We start from the raw sequence: 16219 nt of genomic DNA, 5'->3' as shown, positions 1-16219 counted from the left end.
GTTTGTGGGGTGGCCGGGTGAGTACCTCCACAGGGCTGCTCTCCCAGCTCGCGGACGACCGGACGCCCGACGGCGACCCGCAGGGCGGCCCGGCCCGACTGCGTGCCTGGGCGGCCCTCGGACGCGCGGATCTGCGCCGCGCCGGCACACTGCGCGGCCTGGCCCAGCTCGGCACCGTCCTGTGGGCCGCAGGCCTGGCCTGGGCCGCCGAACGGGGGCTCGCCGCCGAGCATTCGCCGGCCGCGACCGTTACGGCGGTCCTCCCGGCGGCAGGGCTCGTGGCAATCGGGCTGGCGCTGCGCGCTGCTCTGCTCTCCGCCGGTGACTCCGTGGCGGCTCGCGGCGCCCGCACCGTCCGGCAGGAGCTGCAACGCCGGCTGCTGCGGGCGGCGTTGCCCACACGGGGTGTGCTGCGCAACCGGGGAGGAACCGGCACCGAGCTGAGCGACGCCGCTGTGGCCGAGGCCGCCGACGGCGAGATCACCCATCTCACGGACTGGCTCACCGGCTACGTCCCGGCCCGCACCACCATGCTGCTCGGCAGTTCCCTGGTGCTGACCGCGATCGCCTGCCGAAGCTGGTTCGTCGCCCTGATGCTGCTGGCGGCCACCCCGCTGCTGCCGGCCAACCTCAAGGTCATCGGCCTGGGCACGCAGGCGGCTGTGCACGCCCAGCTCACCGCCGTGCGGCAGCACAGCGCCCGGCTGCTGGACCAGCTCCGCGGACTGCCCACCCTGGTCGGGCTCGGCGCCCACGAGCAGGCGGCACGCGCACTGCGTGAGGACGACGAGGAACTTGCCCGGCGGACCCAGACCGTGCTGCGGGTCGCGTTCCTCTCCACCGCCTGGATCGAGCTGCTGATCACCGGCACCCTTGCCGTGGTGGCCACCTACTGCGGCCTGGTCCTGCTCGACTACCTGCACCTGCCGGGCGTGCCGGGGCGGATGAGCCTGGGCACTGCGCTGTTCGTGCTCACCCTCACCCCCGCGTACTTCGCCCCGGCCCGGGACCTGGCCCGCGGCTACCACGCCCGGGCCCAGGCGGCAGCGGCGGCGGAACTGATCGCCCAGGCGCTGGGACCGGAGAACCCCGGCCCCACTGCCGAAGGCCGGGCTGGACGGGCCATGGCCGTCGCACGCACCGGAGCCCCCGGACTGCACCTGGACCGGATTACCGTCCGCTACCCGCACCGCGACGCACCTGCCCTGGACGAGGTCGGCCTCGATCTGGTGGCCGGCCAGGTTCTGGCGGTCACCGGTCCCAGTGGCGCGGGAAAGTCCACCCTGCTCGCGATCGTCGCCGGACTGCTGGTACCCGACTCCGGCCGCTGCGCCCTCATCCGGGACGACGGGCCGCACGCCCCGACCCCCACGCTGGTGTCCTGGGTGGGCCAGCCCGCGCACCTGCTCCCCGGCACCGTACGCGACAACCTGCTCCTGGCCCGCCAGGACGCGACGGACGACGACCTGGTGGCCGCCTTCGTCGCGCTCGGCTTCCAGGACCTGCTGGCTGCTCTCCCGCAGGGCCTGGACACGCCGCTGGGCGAACGCGGCACGGGACTGTCCTCCGGCCAGTCCCAGCAGCTGGTGCTGATCCGCGCGCTGTTGCGGGACGCGCCACTGCTGTGCCTGGACGAGCCGACCGCCCATCTGGACCCGCAGGCCGAACGGCGCGTCGTCGCGGCGCTGCGCACCCTCGTCCGCGACCGCACCGTCGTGCTCGCTACCCACAGCCCCGCCCTGCTCCTGCTGGCGGACCAGATCCGGACCCTGGACGGAGGCAGGCTGCGATGAATCCCTGGCGTCTGCTCCGGAGCTCCGTCCGCCGCCGCGACCTGGCCGCCGGTATCGCGCTGGCCGCGGCGGCGGAACTCAGCGCCGCCGCGCTGCTCGGAATCTCCGGCTGGTTCCTGACGGCCTGTGCCCTGGTCACCCTTCAGGCCAACACCACCTGGTCCTGGATGTACCCCTCGGGCGCGGTTCGGGCACTGGCGCTGATGCGCACCGGCCTGCGCTACCTCGAACGGCTGGTCAGCCATCGCACCCTGCTGACCGCCACGGTCGACCTGCGCTCCCGCCTGGTGCGTGGCGCGGCCGCGCTCACTCCGCGCGAACTGCGCGGTGAACGTGACGGCGCGTTGCTCAGCCGGCTCACCACCGACGTGGAGGCCGTCGGCGCACTGCCCGCCCAGGTGCTCGCCCCACTCGCCGCCCAACTGGTGACGGCTGCCGTCGTGGAGATCCTACTGCTGCGCGCCAGCCTCCCGCTCGGTACGGCCGAACTCGCGGTGCTGGTCGCCGGCGTGGGCTGTGCCGTGGGTGCGCACCGGCGTGCCGAGCGCCGACTCGCCGCAGCGGCCCGGGCCCGCTCGCAAGCGCGCGCCGAACTGCTGGGCGCTCGTGGCGCCTTCGCGGAACTGCGCTGCCTGGACGCCGTCCCCCGGGCACGCCGAGCAGTGGCCTCGGCTCTCGGACGTGCCGAGGACGCCGAGCAGGCCGCAGCACGGACGGAGCGTCACGGCCGCCTGTCCATGCGGCTGATCGCCGCCCTCGGCCAGGGCTCCGCACTCGCGCTGGCGCTGGAGTTCGGCGGTACGCCCCAGCCCGTGGCCGTCGCTGTCGGCGAACTCCTGCTGCTCGCGGCGGGATGGGAGCTGCTGGAGGGCCTGCCGCAGCTCCTGCAGCACTTGGCGCGAGCCGCCGACGCCGCCGGACGCCTCGCCGCCCTCGCCCAGGGCGCCCGGCCCGGCACCCCCGTGGCGTCGGGACCGCTGCAGGTGTCCGACCTCCCGATCGGCAACGGCGCGCATCGGCTGTCACTGACCGTGCGGATCCCGGAGCTGGTCCTGGTCACCGGCCCCAACGGCAGCGGAAAGAGCACCCTGCTCGGCCAGTTGGCAGGCCGGTTGCCGGTCCCGCCCGGCAGCGTGCGGCTCGGCGCCACGCCGGTGCACGCGCTGGCGTCCGGCGCGGTGGCGGAGGTGCTCACCCTGGTCGAGGCCGACGACTGGCTCGCCGACGCGAGCGTGTCCGCGAACCTGCTCCAGGCCGCCCCGGACGCCGACACGGCCGTCCTGCGTGCCGCGCTGGCCGTGGTCGGCCTCGATGCCCTGCCCCTGGACGCACCGGTCGGCTCCGGTGGCGGCGCCCTGTCCCAAGGACAGCGACGACGCCTGGCCATCGCCCGCGCGGTGCTGCGCCAACCGCCCGTGCTGCTCCTGGACGAGCCCACGGCCGGTCTGGACCGTCCGACCGCGACTGCCCTGCTGCACGGCCTGCGCCGGGCGCTGCCCGACTCCGCGCTGGTCATCGCCCTGCAGGAGCAGGAGCTCGAACTCCTCCCCTGGCCCGCCGACGCGACGGTGCGGGTCGGCACGGCAGCGGAGTATCGCGAACGCGCCACAGCGGCCGGGTGACGGGGGGCCGGGTGACGGACGGTCAGGCGACGGCGGGATCGGTCACAGGTCGTCGAAGAAGTCGCGCAGCTGGTGGCGACTGCTGACCCCGAGCTTCGGATACACCTTGTAGAGATGCGCGCCGATGGTGCGGGGGGACACCATGAGCTGCTCGGCGATCTCCCGGTTGCGCAGTCCCTGCGCCGCCAACCGGACGATCCGCCGCTCGTGCGCGGTCAGCTCGGACAGCGGATCCGCGTCGGTGAGCGCGGAGCCGGGCGTCGAAGTGGCGAAGCCGGCCGCCCGCAGTTCGCCCCGCGCCTCCTCGAGCACGCCGACGGCGCCGAGCCTGGTGAACGTCTCCATCGCCGGCAGCAGTAGCTCCCGGGCCTCGGAGGGCCGTCGGCGGCGACGAAGCCACTGGGCGTAGTGCAGCCGGGCCTGGGCCCGGGCCAGCGGCCACTGTTCGGCCACGGGGTTCACCACGGCCGACCGGAAGTGCTGTTCGGCGTCGTCGGGCTCGCTGATCAGCGCGGCGGCGTGGTGGAGGAGCAGAGTCATCCGGGTCGTCGGCCGGGCCCCCACCGCCTCGCGCACGGCGGCGAGGACGGGCGCGACCTCCTGCTGCCGGCCTGTCCGTTGCGCGAGGGCGGCGAGGTCGGCGATCGACCGGTGCGACAGGAAGTAGTGCAGGGGTGCGCCCTCGCCGTCGAACAGTTGCCGGAAGTGGCGGTACGCGCCGTCGTAGTCGCCCGCGGCCGCGGCCGCCGTGCCCGCGGCCCGCAGCAGGGAGGCGTGTGTCGCCCGGTTCTCCTCCAGGCTGACAGCGGTCCACGAGGGATTCGCCGTCTCGCCGCCGTCGGTGTGGCCTCCGCGCAGAGCGTGCAGCAGCATCCGCAGCGCGTCCACGGCGACCTCGAGGTGGGTCAGCTTGTGGATGGCCGCGAGCGTCCACATCTCCGTCAGTAGTTCGTCGGCCTCGGCCCACCGCCCGGTGTCGATCAGCGTCAAGGCCATCGGCGCGAGCGCGTTCGCCCCGGTGCCCATCGCCCCGTACGCCCGGAGCAGGGCGAAGGTCTGCCGGAAGGCGTCGACGGACAGGTCCGACTCATCGGCGTAGAACGCGACGGCTCCGACGACCTGGAGCCGGGCCACGTCGGCGGGGCCGGGCAGCGGATCCAGCAGCGACGGCTGCCGGGTCGGGCTCAGCAGGGCGGGGGCATTGGCGACCGGGTCGATCCCGGCGAGAACCCCTGCCCGGACCGCGTCGACGGCCTCGGTGGGCAGCAACGCGGTGTGGGCGGGCTCCACGTTTTTGATCACGACGCTGTCGAGCATGGCCGGGACCGCACGTCGGATCTCCGACAGCCCCGACTGGTATCCGAGCGTGTGAACGATCGCGGCCACCGCGAGCATGGTCCTGCCGTCCTTCGGCGGCGCGTCCACCGCGCCCTTCAGAACCTGGAACGCCTCTCGCTGACGCCCGAAGAAGGACAGGGCCAGAGCCACCCCGCACGCCGACGCGCAGAGCAGGTCACGGTCCTCGGTCAGTGCCGCGACCTTGCCGTACAGATCGCGCACCCAGGACGGGTCGCCCGCGTTGATCGCGGCCCGGATCGCGTTGGCGTAGCGCCGCGCCCGGTCCGCATCGGCGAGGCTGAACTCGGCGGCGCGCTCCAGCGCCCTGGCTGCCGCGAACAGACCACCGCGCCGTTCGACGATGCCCGCAGTGTCCTCCAGCGCCGCCGCGACGGACTCGTCGGGGAAGGGGCACGCCTCGGCCAGATGCCAGGCCCGGCGTGCGGGATCCTCCTCCAGGACCGCTGCGAAGTCCCTGTGTGCCTGCTGCCGGAGGTGTGCCGGGGCTCCCTGGTAGGAGGCGGCGCGCACGAGCGGGTGACGGAACGCGACCCGGCCGCCGGCGATGGTGATCAGTCCGGCGTCCTCGGCCGGCCCCCATACCGCGAGGTCGGGGCCGACTCCGGCGGCGGCCACGACGGTGGCCAGGTCGGTGTGGTCCGAGGAGGCGGCCGCGTACAGGACCAGGCGTTGGGTGGCCGGGGGCAGGGCGCGCAGCCGGGCGGCGAACATCGCCTGGATCCGCAGCGTCTGCGGCATTCCGCCGCCGGGGAGCCCGGAGGAGGAGTCCTCGAGGGCGGCACGGGACAGTTCGATGATGGCCAGCGGATTGCCGTCGGCCTGTTCCAGCAGGTCGATTCGAGCCCGGCCGGCGGGGGTCCGGGGCTGGGCTTTCAGGAGGCGCGCTGCGGCCTGGCCGGTCAGCGGACCCAAGGTCAGGACGGGCAGGCCCGCGGCGATGCCGTCCGGTGGCGTCAGTCCTCGGGCGGCGAGCAGCGTCGCTATCGGTTCGGTGGCGAAGCGGCGCAGGACGAAGCTGATGACGTCGCGGGAATCGCGGTCGAAGAGCTGGGAGTCGTCGAGGACCAGCACCAGCGGCGTGTGCCGTGAGACGTCCGCCAGCAGGGTGAGCACCGCGACGCGCAGCAGCATGGAGTCGGCCGGCGTGGTGGTGGGGGTCAGGCCGAAGGCCGTCTCCAGGGCTTCGCGCAGGTGCGCCGGCAGGTCGGCGAGGGTGGGCAGGAGCGGGAGCAGCAGTTGGTGCAGGGCGGCGAAGGACTGCTCCTGCTCGCCCTCGCAGCCCTGGGACATCAGGACCCTCGTGCCGATCCCGCGTGCGTGCTCGGCCGCGAGGGCGAGCAGTGCGGACTTGCCGGTACCGGCATCACCGAGCACCAGCAGCGCCTGCGGGGCGCGGCGGCCCGCCTCTACGACGCCCAGGATCCGTTCGGTCTCCGCCTCCCGGCCGATCAGGCTCCGTTGGTCCATGGTGCGTCTCCCTGGTCCGTGCGTGGCACTCGTCGGCTGTCGATCCCGGACAGCGGGACGGTTGGACCGATTCTGCCAGCACGGACAAGAGCGCAGGTCGGCGGCCATCTCTGGCCGTGTCGACGGCGTGTCGACGGCGGGAGACCGGGCGGACGCCGAGGGCGCCCCCCGCCGGCTTCGCCGGTGCGGGAGGCGCCCATGGTGATACGCGCTGCGGGGACGGCCAGCGGCCCGGGCCGCGTCGCGGGAGCTCCGGGGGAGCGTGCCGGGACGCAGCCGGGGGCTGATGCGTCGGTCAGGGGTGGAGGACGTCGTGCAGGAACTCACCGCCCTGCCGGGTGGCGGCCAGGGCGGCCTGGGTCTCGCGCATCGCGTTGACCATCACGAAGTCGTGGATGATGCCCTCGTAGCGTACGGCCGTGGTCGGGACTCCCGCCGCGCGCAGCTTCGCCGCGTACGCCTCGCCCTCGTCGCGCAGCACGTCGGCCTCGCCCACGATGACCAGCGCCGGCGGCAGGCCGGTCAACTGCTCCAGGCTCGCCCGCAGCGGCGAGGCGGTGATCTGCGCGCGCTCCTCGGGGTCGGTGGTGTACTGGTCCCAGAACCAGTGCATGCCCTCGCGGCTGAGGAAGTAGCCCTCGGCGAACTGCTGGTAGGAGCCGGTGTCGAACGAGGCGTCGGTGACCGGGTAGAACAGCAACTGCCCCGCCAGGGCGGGGCCGCCGCGCTGCTTGGCGAGCAGGGTGATGGCCGCGGTCATGTTGCCGCCGACCGAGTCGCCTGCGACCGCGATGCGGCCGGCGTCCAGCCCCTCCTCGGCTCCGTGCTCGGCGATCCACAGCAGGGTGGCGTAGATCTCCTCGATCGCGGTGGGGTACTTCGCCTCCGGCGAGAGGCTGTAGTTGACGAACACTGTCGCGGACTGCGCCCGCACCGTGAGCTCCCGGACCAGTCGGTCATGGGTGTGGGCGTTGCCGAAGACCCAGCCCGCGCCGTGGGTGTACAGCACGACCGGGAGGGGGCCGCTGCTGCCGACCGGGGTGAGGATCCGGATGGAGACGGTGCCGGACGGCCCGACGGGGATGACCAGGTCCTTCACGTCGGCGTCGGGCACCGGAACGTCGCCGTCCTGGACGCTGTCGACGGCCTTACGGCCGTCGACCGGGCCGAGGTCGTAGAGGAACGGCGGCTTGCTGGTCGCGTCCGCGAAGGCCTGGGCGGCCGTTTCGAGGACGGGCTTGATCTCGGACATCATGCTCCTTGACGAGGTTTCCGATGAGCTTCGGACCGGGCCGTACGCACGCGGCCTGGTTTCACGATCGTTTGTCTGCGGCCGGGGCGCATCAGTCGGTTGACTGACGGGCTTGGCACTCGGCCGTTCCGGTCCGGGCGGCTCCAGGCCGCCGTGGGCCGGTAGGGTCCGCTGAAAGGCGGGGATCAGGAGCCGCTGTGCAGGACGCAGGAGAGGAAGCCGTCGGCCTGGCCCACGGCGGCCTGGGCCGCGTTGGTGTCGGCGAGCGCGTTGAGCATCACGAAGTCGTGGATGACACCCTCGTAGCGAACCGCGGTGACGTCGTCGCCGGCCGAGCGGAGCTTGGCGGCGTAGGCCTCGCCCTCGTCCCGCAGCACATCGGCTTCGTCCGTGATGACCAGGGCCTTGGGCAGCCCCTTGAGCTGGTCGAGGCTCGCGCGCAGCGGCGAGGCGAGGATCTGGTCGCGGGTCTGGAGGTTGGGCGCGTAGGCGTTCCAGAACCACTGCATCGCCTTGCGGGTGAGCCAGGGTCCCTCGGCGAACTGCTGGTAGGAGGCCGTGTTGAAGGCCGCGTCGGTGACGGGGTAGAAAAGCAGTTGTCCGGCCAGGTGGGGACCGTGGCGCTCCTTGTCCATGAGGGTGACCGCCGCGGTCATGTTGCCGCCGACGCTGTCGCCGGCGACGGCGATCCGCGAGCCGTCGACGTTGATCTCGCTGCCGTGCTGGGCCACCCAGGTGGTCGCGGCGTAGGCCTGCTCGATGGCGGTGGGGAATCGGGCTTCGGGCGACGGGGTGTAGTCGACGAAGATCACTGCCACGTGTGCGCCGTTCGCGATCTCGCGGACCAGCCGGTCGTGGGTGCTCTCGTCGCCGAGGACCCAGCCGCCGCCGTGGAAGTACATCACGACGGGAAGCTTGCCGGTCGCACCCTTGGGGCGCACGATCCGGACCGTGACCGTGCCGGTGGGACCCACCGGCAGGGTGCGGTGCGAGATGTCGGCGGGCTGGACCGCGACCGGCCCTGCCTGGACGCTGTCCAGGGCCTTGCGTGCGGCGGCGTACGACAGCGTGTAGATCGGCGGGTTCTTGGCCGCCGCGTCGGCGAAGACCTGGGCGTCGTGCTCCAGGACCACCGGACTCTGCGGGGCGGGGCGCGCGGCGAGGTCCGCCGGCGAGGAGGGGGCCGCGAGTGCGTCGACAGTCACGGCGGCGCCGAGAGTGACCGCGATGGCGGCGGTGATCGCCGTCCGGCCGGTGAGGCGTCGGATACGGCCTGTGGGCATGCGCGTGGACATGGAGGTCTCCAGGATCGGCAGGGTGGCGTAACGGCTCCATGCCTGGGGTCGCGCGGGGCAGGCCCCTGGCAGAGCGCTCTGACCTCAACGTACGAGCGGACCGGCCATCGACGACGCCCGAGAAGGCACACGCCCTGCTCCCAGGACGCACACGTTCAGCGCCGTTCGGTCAGGGCGTGCCTGAGGAAGCTGCCACCCTGCCGGACGGCGGCCAGGGTCGGAGGGCTGTCCCGCATCGGGTTCAGTGACGCGAAGTCATGGACGGTCCCGAGGTATCGGACCGCGGTCACGGCCACGCCCGCCTGCCGCAGCAGGCGGGCGTACTGTTCGGCCTCGTCCCGGACGACATCGGCCTCCGCCGAGACGACCATCGCGGGCGGGAGCCCCGCCAGGTCCGTCGGGGTGGCCCGCAAGGGCGCGGCGGTGGGTTCGGCGAGCTGGTGCTCGTCGTCGAGGTACTGCTGCCAGTACCAGTCGAGGGCGTCACTGGTGAGGAGGTATCCGGACGCGAACTGCTCCCGCGACTCCGCTTCGTGGTACGGGTCGGTCATCGGGTAGTACAGCAGCTGGGCGCGGATGCGGGGACCGCCCCGCTCTTTGGCCATCATGGTGAGGGCCGTCGCCATGGTCGCGCCGGCGCAGTCGCCGGCCACCGCGAGTCTGCGGCCGTTGAGTTCGAGGCTGCCGGCCTGCTCGATCAGCCAGGTCAGCACCGCGTAGCACTCCTCGAGGGCCACCGGATACCGGGCCTCGGGCGTGCGGGTGTATTCCGGGACCACGAACACCGCGCCGCTGACGGTTGCGAGTTCGGAGATCATCCGGGTGTGGGTGTGCGCATCGCCGAGCATCCAGCGGCCGCCGTGGAGGTAGAGGACGACGGGCAGGGGACCGGTCTGTCCGGTCGGCCGGAAGGTCCAGAAGCCGACGAGCCCGGACGGTCCGACGGGCGCGGCCAGGAAGTCGACCTCCAGACCGAAGTCGTCCAGCGTCAGGCCCTGCGTCTCCCGGAGCACCTGGCGGCCGTCGAACGGGCCGAGCTGGTGCAGGTACGGGGGCGCGGCCGAGGCGTCGACGAACCGTTGGATGACAGGGTCGAGGACCACGGCAGGCCGATGGGGACCGCCTCGGTCCCCATCCGGTACCAGTCCCATACCCTCACCTCGCGTTCATCCTAGCAATCCGGTGATCGACGCCCGAGGCCCGGTGACTTCGGTGTTCAGGCGCCTGCGCAAGCGGGGTGTGGTAGCGATGAGAAGGCATCGGCCCAACGGGGCGTGCGGCGGTCACAGATCGTCGAAGAAGTCCCGCAGTTGCTGGCGTCTGCTCACACCGAGTTTGGGATACACGTTGTACAGGTGCGAGCCGATGGTGCGGGGGGACACCATCAACTGCTCGGCGATCTCCCGGTTGCGCAGGCCCCGCGCCGCCAGACGGACGATCCGCTGCTCGTGGGCGGTCAGCTCGGACAGCGGATCAGGCGTTGTCGGCGCGGTGGCGACACCGGTCGCCCGCAGCTCGCACCGTGCCTCCTCGGCCAGGCCCGAGGCGCCGAGCCGGGTGAACGCCTCCAGCGCCGTGGCCAGCAGCTCACGGGCCTCGGACGGCCGTCGGCGGCGACGAAGCCACCGGGCGTAGTGCAGCCGGGCCTGGGCCCGGGCCAGCGGCCACTGTTCGGCCGCGGGGTTCACCACGGCCAGCCGGAAGTGTTGTTCGGTGTCGTTGGGGCTGCCGATCAAGGCGGTGGCGTGGTGCAGCAGCAGCGTCATCCGGGTCGTCGGCTGCGGACCCATCGCCTCGCGCACCGCCGCGAGGACCTTCGCGGCCTCCTGCTGACGGCCGGTCCGCTGGGCGGCTGCGGCCAGGTCGGCGATCGACCGGTGCGACAGGAAGTAGTGCAGGGGCGCGCCCTCGTCGTCGAACAACTGCCGGAAGTGCCGGTACGCGCCGTCCAGGTCGCCCGCGGCGGCGGCAGCGGCACCCGCCGCGCGGAGCAGCAGAGTGTGAGTGGCCCGGTTCTCCTCCGGGTTCACCGCCGTCCAGTCAAGCTCCGCCGACACGCCGCCGTCAGGCGCGTGCCCGCGCAGGGACCGCAGCGTCACGCGCAGCGATGCTACGTCGACCTCGACCTGACGCATCGTGTGGACGACCGCGAGCGTGGCCGCTTCCGCCAGGTGCTCGTCGGCCTCGGCCCACCGTCCGGTGTCGATGAGTGCCGAGACCATCGCCGCGAACGAGGACGCCCCGATGGCGATGGATCCGTAGGCGCGGAGCATGGCGAAGGCCTGCCGCAGGGAGTCGACGCACAGGTCGGACTCGTCTGCCCACCAGGCGATGGCACCGACCACGTGCACACGGGTCATCTCCGCGGCGCCGGTGACCGGCGTCAGGAGGCCCGGCCGTCGGGTCCGGCTCAGCAGGGCGGGCGCGTTCGCGGCGGGGTCGGCGACGGCCACGGCGAGGGCCCGCATCGCCTCGCAGGCCTCGACTGCCGCCAGTTCCGCGTACGGCGAGCCCACCCCCGCGACCTCTGCGGGGTCGATCCGGTCCGGAAGGACCGCCATGGTCTCCCTGACCTCGGGCAGCCCCGACTGGAACGCCACCGCGCTGAGCGGGCCGGCCAGTGCGAGGGCGGTCCGGCCGTCCGGGGGCGGGTCCATCTCGAGTGCCGTGGTCAGCACCCGGAATGCCTCCCGCTGCCGGCCGACGAGCGACAGCGTCATGCCGACACCGCACGCGGCCATGCCGAGCGCGTCAGGGTCCCGGGTCAGCGCCGTGACGTGGGTGTACATGTCGAGCACCCAGGTGATGTCACCAGCGTTGTTCGCGGCTCTGATCGCTTTGGCGTAGCGGCGTGCCCGGTCCGCCCGATCCGGACTGCACTCGGCGGCTCGTTCCAACGCGCGTGCAGCGGCGTGGTAGCCGCTGCGCAGTTCGACCAGGTCCGCTGTGTCCTCCAGCGCCGCCGCAACCGACTCGTCGCGGCCCGGGCACGCTGCGGCCAGATGCCAGGCCCGGCGCGCGGGATCGGTGGTCAGGGCCGTGGCGAGATCGGTGTGCGCCGCCTGTCTATGGTGCGCCGGAGCTCCGTGATAGCAGGCGGCGCGCACGAGCGGGTGCCGGAATCTGACCCGGCCGCCGGCGATGGTGATCAGGCCGGCGTCCTCGGCTGGTCCCCAGTTCGCGAGGTCGGTGCCGGCTCCCGCGGCGGCCATGACGGTGGCCAGATCGGTGTGGTCCGAGGACGCGGCTGCGTACAGGATCATGCGTTGGGTGGCCGGGGGCAGTGCGCGCAGCTGGGTGGCGAACATCTCCTGGATTCGCAGCGTCTGCGGTAGCCCCCCGGACTGCCCATGGGAAATGCCCGCTCGCGCACCGCGGCACAGTTCGATGATGGCCAGCGGATTGCCGTCGGCCAACTCCAGTGCGACCGTCCGGGCCCGCCCGGCCGGAGCCGGGTGCTGGGCCTCCAGGAGGCGTGCCGCAGCATGGTCGGTCAGTGGCCCCACGTGCAGCGCCGTCAGATCCGCGGCGATGCCGGCGGGCGCGGTCGCACCACGGGCGGCGAGCAGCACCGTCACCGGCTCGGCCGCGAATCGGCGCAGCACGAAGCTGAGCACGTCGCGGGAGTCGCGGTCGAAGTGCTGCACGTCATCGGTGACCAGCAGGACAGGCGCGTGCCGCGAGACGTCGGCCAGCAGGGTGAGTACCGCGACGCGCAACAGCATCGGGTCGGCCGGTCTGGTGGTGGCGGTCATGCCGAACGCCGTCTCCAGGGCTTCGCGCAGGTGCGTCGGCAGATCGACGATGCGGGGCAGGAACGGGAGCAGCAGTTGGTGCAGGGAGGCGAAGGACTGCTCCCGCTCGCCCTCGCAGCCCTGGGACGTCAGGACCCTCGTGCCGAGCCCGTGTGCGTGCTCCACCGCGAGGGCCAGCAGGGCGGACTTGCCGGTGCCCGCGTCACCGAGCACCAGCAGGGCCTGCGGGGCACTGCGGCCCGCGTCGACGACGCCCAGGATCCGATCGGTCTCCGTCTCCCGGCCGATCAGGGCCACCGCCGGACCGGGACGCCTTGCGGCACTTTGCTCGGCATCATGCGGCGCGTTGGTCCGGGTGAGCCGCTGAGCGCGTGCACCACTGATCAGGTTGCCCGCGAGCTGCGCGGGCTCCGGTCTCGGTGAATCCGGCGACATGATCTCCCCTTCGGCAGGTGTGGCTTCGGAACACCGTGCCAGCGGGCCTGGGTTGACACATCGCGTGAATCCGCTAGATCAGCGGGTGGGATGCCGTCGAACAGTGCCGGGGTCTGCGCGACGTCGGACGGAGACGGGAGCGGCCCTCACTTGATGGCCCCGCTGGTGGCGCCGGCGGCGAAATAGCGCTGAGCTACGACGAGCAGTACGGCCGCCGGGACGGAGGCCAGAACGGCGGTGGCCATGACGGCGTTCCACTGGTGTGTCTGAGCGCCGATGTACTGGTAGATGCCCACGGTGACCGGCCGTACGGTCTCCGTGGTGGTCAGGGTGAGGGCGAAAAGGAAGTCGCTCCAGGTGAAGAGGAAGGTGAAGAGGGCGGCGGTGATCAGTGCGTTCGCGCTCATCGGGAGCACCACGGCTCGGAAGACGCGCAGTCTCCCGGCGCCGTCCACGCGCGCGGCCTCGGTGATCTCCCCGGGAATGCTCTGCATGAACGAGCGCAGGACGATGATCGCGAAGGGGACCCCTGCGGTGGAGTCGGCGAGGATCAGTCCGAGGTAGGAGTTCAGGAGTCCCAGGTCGTTGTAGGCGCTGTAGAGCGCGTTGGCCACGACGATACTCGGCACCATCTGTGTGATCAGGATGCCGAAAAGCACGAGGTTGGATCCTCGGATGGGGAACTGCGCCAGCGCGTAGGCCGCCGGGGCGGCGAGCCCGAGGCTGAGCGTCACACTGCCGAGGGCTATGACAAGGCTGGTGACGAGGTTGCGTCCCTGATCGCGCAGTGCGGTGAGGTACCCGCTGAAGTCCGGATGGCGGGGGAACCAGCCTCCCTGCAGTGGGTTGCCCGTCGGTTGGAGGGAGGTATTCACCATCCAGTAGACGGGGAAGAGCATCAGCGCGAGCAGGATGATCCCGACGATCGTGGACGGCCAGCCACGGTTGGGTGCGCGCTTCACGGATCGCCTCTCAGGCGTTCTGGGCGCGACGGTTGGCGCGCAGATAGACCATGGCGGAGGCGAGCGAGATGACGAAGAGTACGTTGCTCATCGCGGCACCGCGCCCGAATTCGAACTGCTGAAACGACAGTTCGTAGGACTGGGTGGCGACGGTCTCCGTGGCGTCGGCCGGTCCTCCGCCTGTCACGACGAGGATGATGTCCAGCACCTTGACCGTGTAGACCGTGCCCAGCACCAGCACGACGCTTACCACGGGCCGCAGCAGTGGCCAGGTGACATGGCGGAACGTCGTCACCGGGCCGGCGCCGTCCAGCTTCGCCGCCTCGTAAAGATGCGTCGGGATGTCCTGGAGGCCGCCGTACAGGATCGTGGTGGTGAAGGGGATTCCGACCCAGATGTTGATGAGGGTCACCGATACGAGTGCCTGTGAGGTGCCGGTGAGCCAGGGCACGCCGGACGGCAGGAGGTGGAGGACGCGCAGCGCGGCGTTGACGACTCCGGTGTCGCTGTCAAGCATCCATCGCCACGTCGTTCCGGAGGCGACCAGCGGCAGCAGCCACGGCAGCAGGAGGAGCGACCGCAGAACCTGGCCGAGTGGGAAGCTGCGCTGGAAGAACAGGGCGAAGGCCAGGCCGAGCACGAACTGCCCGACTATCGAGCCGGCGGTGAACAGCACCGTGGTCAGCAGGGCCTTGGAGAACAGGTCCGACGACAGGATCGTCGAGTAGTTCTGCAGCCCCACGAACGGCGGGGCACCGGTGTAGAACGTCGTGATCGTGTACTGCTGGAAACTCATCACGATGTTTTTGACGATCGGGTAACCGAAGAACAGCAGCAGGTACACCGCGGCGGGCGCGATGAACAACCATCGGGCGAGCGACTCGCGGAAGCGTGCCCGGGCCACGGCCCGGTGCCCGGTGCTCATTCGGGGGGTCCGGGACAGGTCAGGGACTGGTCGCGATCTGCTGCGCATGCTGGAGTGCTTCCTCCGGCGTCTGCTCGCCCGTCAGCGCGTACTGGATCGCGGTGTATATGCCGGTCGCCGCTTGGGGCCACTTGACGCCGAGTTCGCCGGTACGGGCCCGAGCCGCTTCGACGCTCTGGACGAAGGCAGCCATCGACGGGACCTGCTCGGCGTACTGGGCGGCCACCGCGGAGCGGGAGGGCACGGTGAAGTGCTGCTTGGCCAGGGCGAGCATGTTCGCGGAGTCGTTCAGGCAGGCGAGGACCTGGGCGGCCTTCTCCTGCCGGGCCTTGGAAGCGCTCTGCGGGACCGTCCACACCTCACCGCCGAGCGGTGTGACAGGGTTCTGCCCCGCCTGCGGGACCGGGATCGGGGCCACCCCCCAGTGCAGGTTCTTCGCCTCGTTCAGGGCGGAGATCCGCCAGGGGCCGTTGATCATCATGGCTGTCCTGCCGGCGACGAACTGATCGCTGACGTCGGACTGCGTCCAGTTCAGCACCGACTTCGACATGGATCCGCTCTTCACCAGGTCGACCCAGAGCTGGAGTGCCTGCGCGGCCTGCGGGGTGGCCAACTGCTTCTCGTCCCCGCCGTTGGACCACAGGAAGGGCAGGAACTGCCAGGTGCCCTCGAAGGTGGCGTTTGCGTCGACCGCCATGCCATAACGCCCCGGGCGGGTAAGCCTGGCGGCCCCGGCCTTCAGTTCCGCCCAGGTCCTTGGCACGGCGACACCGGCCTTGGCGAGCATGTCCTTGTTGTAGAAGAGGGCGATCGTGTTGACGTCGGGCGCCAGCCCGTACAGCTTCCCGTCGTAGGTGCTCGCCGACAGGATGCCCTTGGCGAAGCCGCTGGAGTCGATGCCGTACTGGTCCAGCGGCGTCAGCGCGCCGGTCTGCGCGATCTGCTGCAGGTCGGGGTTGTCCAGCATCAACAGGTCGGGAAGGGTCCGCGACGACGCCTGCTGAAGGACATTGGGGATCAGCGACGCCCCCGGAACGCTGGTCTGCTCGACCGTTACGCCCACGGTCCCGCCGCAGGCGGCGAGCAACTCGCCCCACTGGGCGTGTTCGGTTTGGTCGGTGTAGTAGTCGAGCGCGGTGATGGAGGTGACCTTGCCGGGGGCGGACCCGGCACCGGCTCCGCCACCACCGCCGCACCCGGTGGCAACCAGTGCCAGGGTGGCGATTCCGGCCCCCAGGCGGGCGGCGCTGCGACGCGCCGGCGGTCTGGCTGGTGTGATCATGGTGCTGCCTTACCGAGTGTCGTGGGCGGCCGGAGTGCCGGTGCAGGTAGGAGAGGGGATCCGCATCTCCCG

The 16219-nt window shown here is 71.8% G+C and carries 10 protein-coding genes; 2 read left to right on the top strand and 8 right to left on the bottom strand.

From position 1 onward, the window contains the following. Positions 1 to 17: 17 nt before the first annotated feature. Together ABIA33_RS32620 and ABIA33_RS32615 are read left to right on the top strand one after the other, a co-directional pair. The gene (locus ABIA33_RS32620) at positions 18 to 1793 is read left to right on the top strand and encodes an ABC transporter ATP-binding protein/permease (protein ID WP_370086705.1); all 1776 of its coding nucleotides are present in this window, start codon (positions 18 to 20) and stop codon (positions 1791 to 1793) included. After that, positions 1790 to 3415 (top strand): ATP-binding cassette domain-containing protein, encoded by a 1626-nt coding sequence (locus ABIA33_RS32615; protein ID WP_370086703.1) that lies wholly within the window; start codon positions 1790 to 1792, stop codon positions 3413 to 3415. Before ABIA33_RS32620 ends, ABIA33_RS32615 begins: the two co-directional genes overlap by 4 nt. Before the next feature lie 42 nt (positions 3416 to 3457). Here the strand turns inward: ABIA33_RS32615 and ABIA33_RS32610 are convergent, their stop codons facing one another. The 8 genes from ABIA33_RS32610 to ABIA33_RS32575 all read right to left on the bottom strand — a co-directional run bounded on the left by ABIA33_RS32610 (position 3458) and on the right by ABIA33_RS32575 (position 16147). Continuing rightward, positions 3458 to 6241: an AAA family ATPase gene (locus ABIA33_RS32610; protein ID WP_370086701.1), complete on the bottom strand. Its 2784-nt coding sequence runs from the start codon at positions 6239 to 6241 to the stop codon at positions 3458 to 3460. 295 nt (positions 6242 to 6536) lie between these two features. Continuing rightward, entirely contained in the window at positions 6537 to 7496 is a 960-nt protein-coding gene (locus ABIA33_RS32605) for an alpha/beta hydrolase (RefSeq protein WP_370086699.1), read from the bottom strand. A gap of 182 nt (positions 7497 to 7678) precedes the next feature. Continuing rightward, positions 7679 to 8788, bottom strand: a complete 1110-nt coding sequence (locus ABIA33_RS32600; protein ID WP_370086697.1) for an alpha/beta hydrolase fold domain-containing protein — start codon at positions 8786 to 8788, stop codon at positions 7679 to 7681. Positions 8789 to 8943: 155 nt separating this feature from the next. Further along, a complete protein-coding gene (locus ABIA33_RS32595; RefSeq protein WP_370086695.1) occupies positions 8944 to 9891 on the bottom strand; it encodes an alpha/beta hydrolase in 948 nt (315 codons plus the stop codon). 180 nt (positions 9892 to 10071) lie between these two features. Continuing rightward, positions 10072 to 12978: an AAA family ATPase gene (locus ABIA33_RS32590; protein WP_370086693.1), complete on the bottom strand. Its 2907-nt coding sequence runs from the start codon at positions 12976 to 12978 to the stop codon at positions 10072 to 10074. Positions 12979 to 13124: 146 nt separating this feature from the next. Next, a complete protein-coding gene (locus ABIA33_RS32585; protein ID WP_370086691.1) occupies positions 13125 to 13940 on the bottom strand; it encodes a carbohydrate ABC transporter permease in 816 nt (271 codons plus the stop codon). 10 nt (positions 13941 to 13950) lie between these two features. Then, entirely contained in the window at positions 13951 to 14865 is a 915-nt protein-coding gene (locus ABIA33_RS32580; protein ID WP_370086689.1) for a carbohydrate ABC transporter permease, read from the bottom strand. A gap of 19 nt (positions 14866 to 14884) precedes the next feature. Next, positions 14885 to 16147 (bottom strand): extracellular solute-binding protein, encoded by a 1263-nt coding sequence (locus tag ABIA33_RS32575; protein ID WP_370086687.1) that lies wholly within the window; start codon positions 16145 to 16147, stop codon positions 14885 to 14887. Positions 16148 to 16219 lie beyond the last annotated feature (72 nt).

Origin of the sequence: Streptacidiphilus sp. MAP12-16 (assembly GCF_041262165.1) — a bacterium.
Classification (GTDB): domain Bacteria; phylum Actinomycetota; class Actinomycetes; order Streptomycetales; family Streptomycetaceae; genus Streptacidiphilus.
Note: the sequence above shows the minus strand (reverse complement) of the source record. Positions and strands in the feature narration are given on the sequence as shown.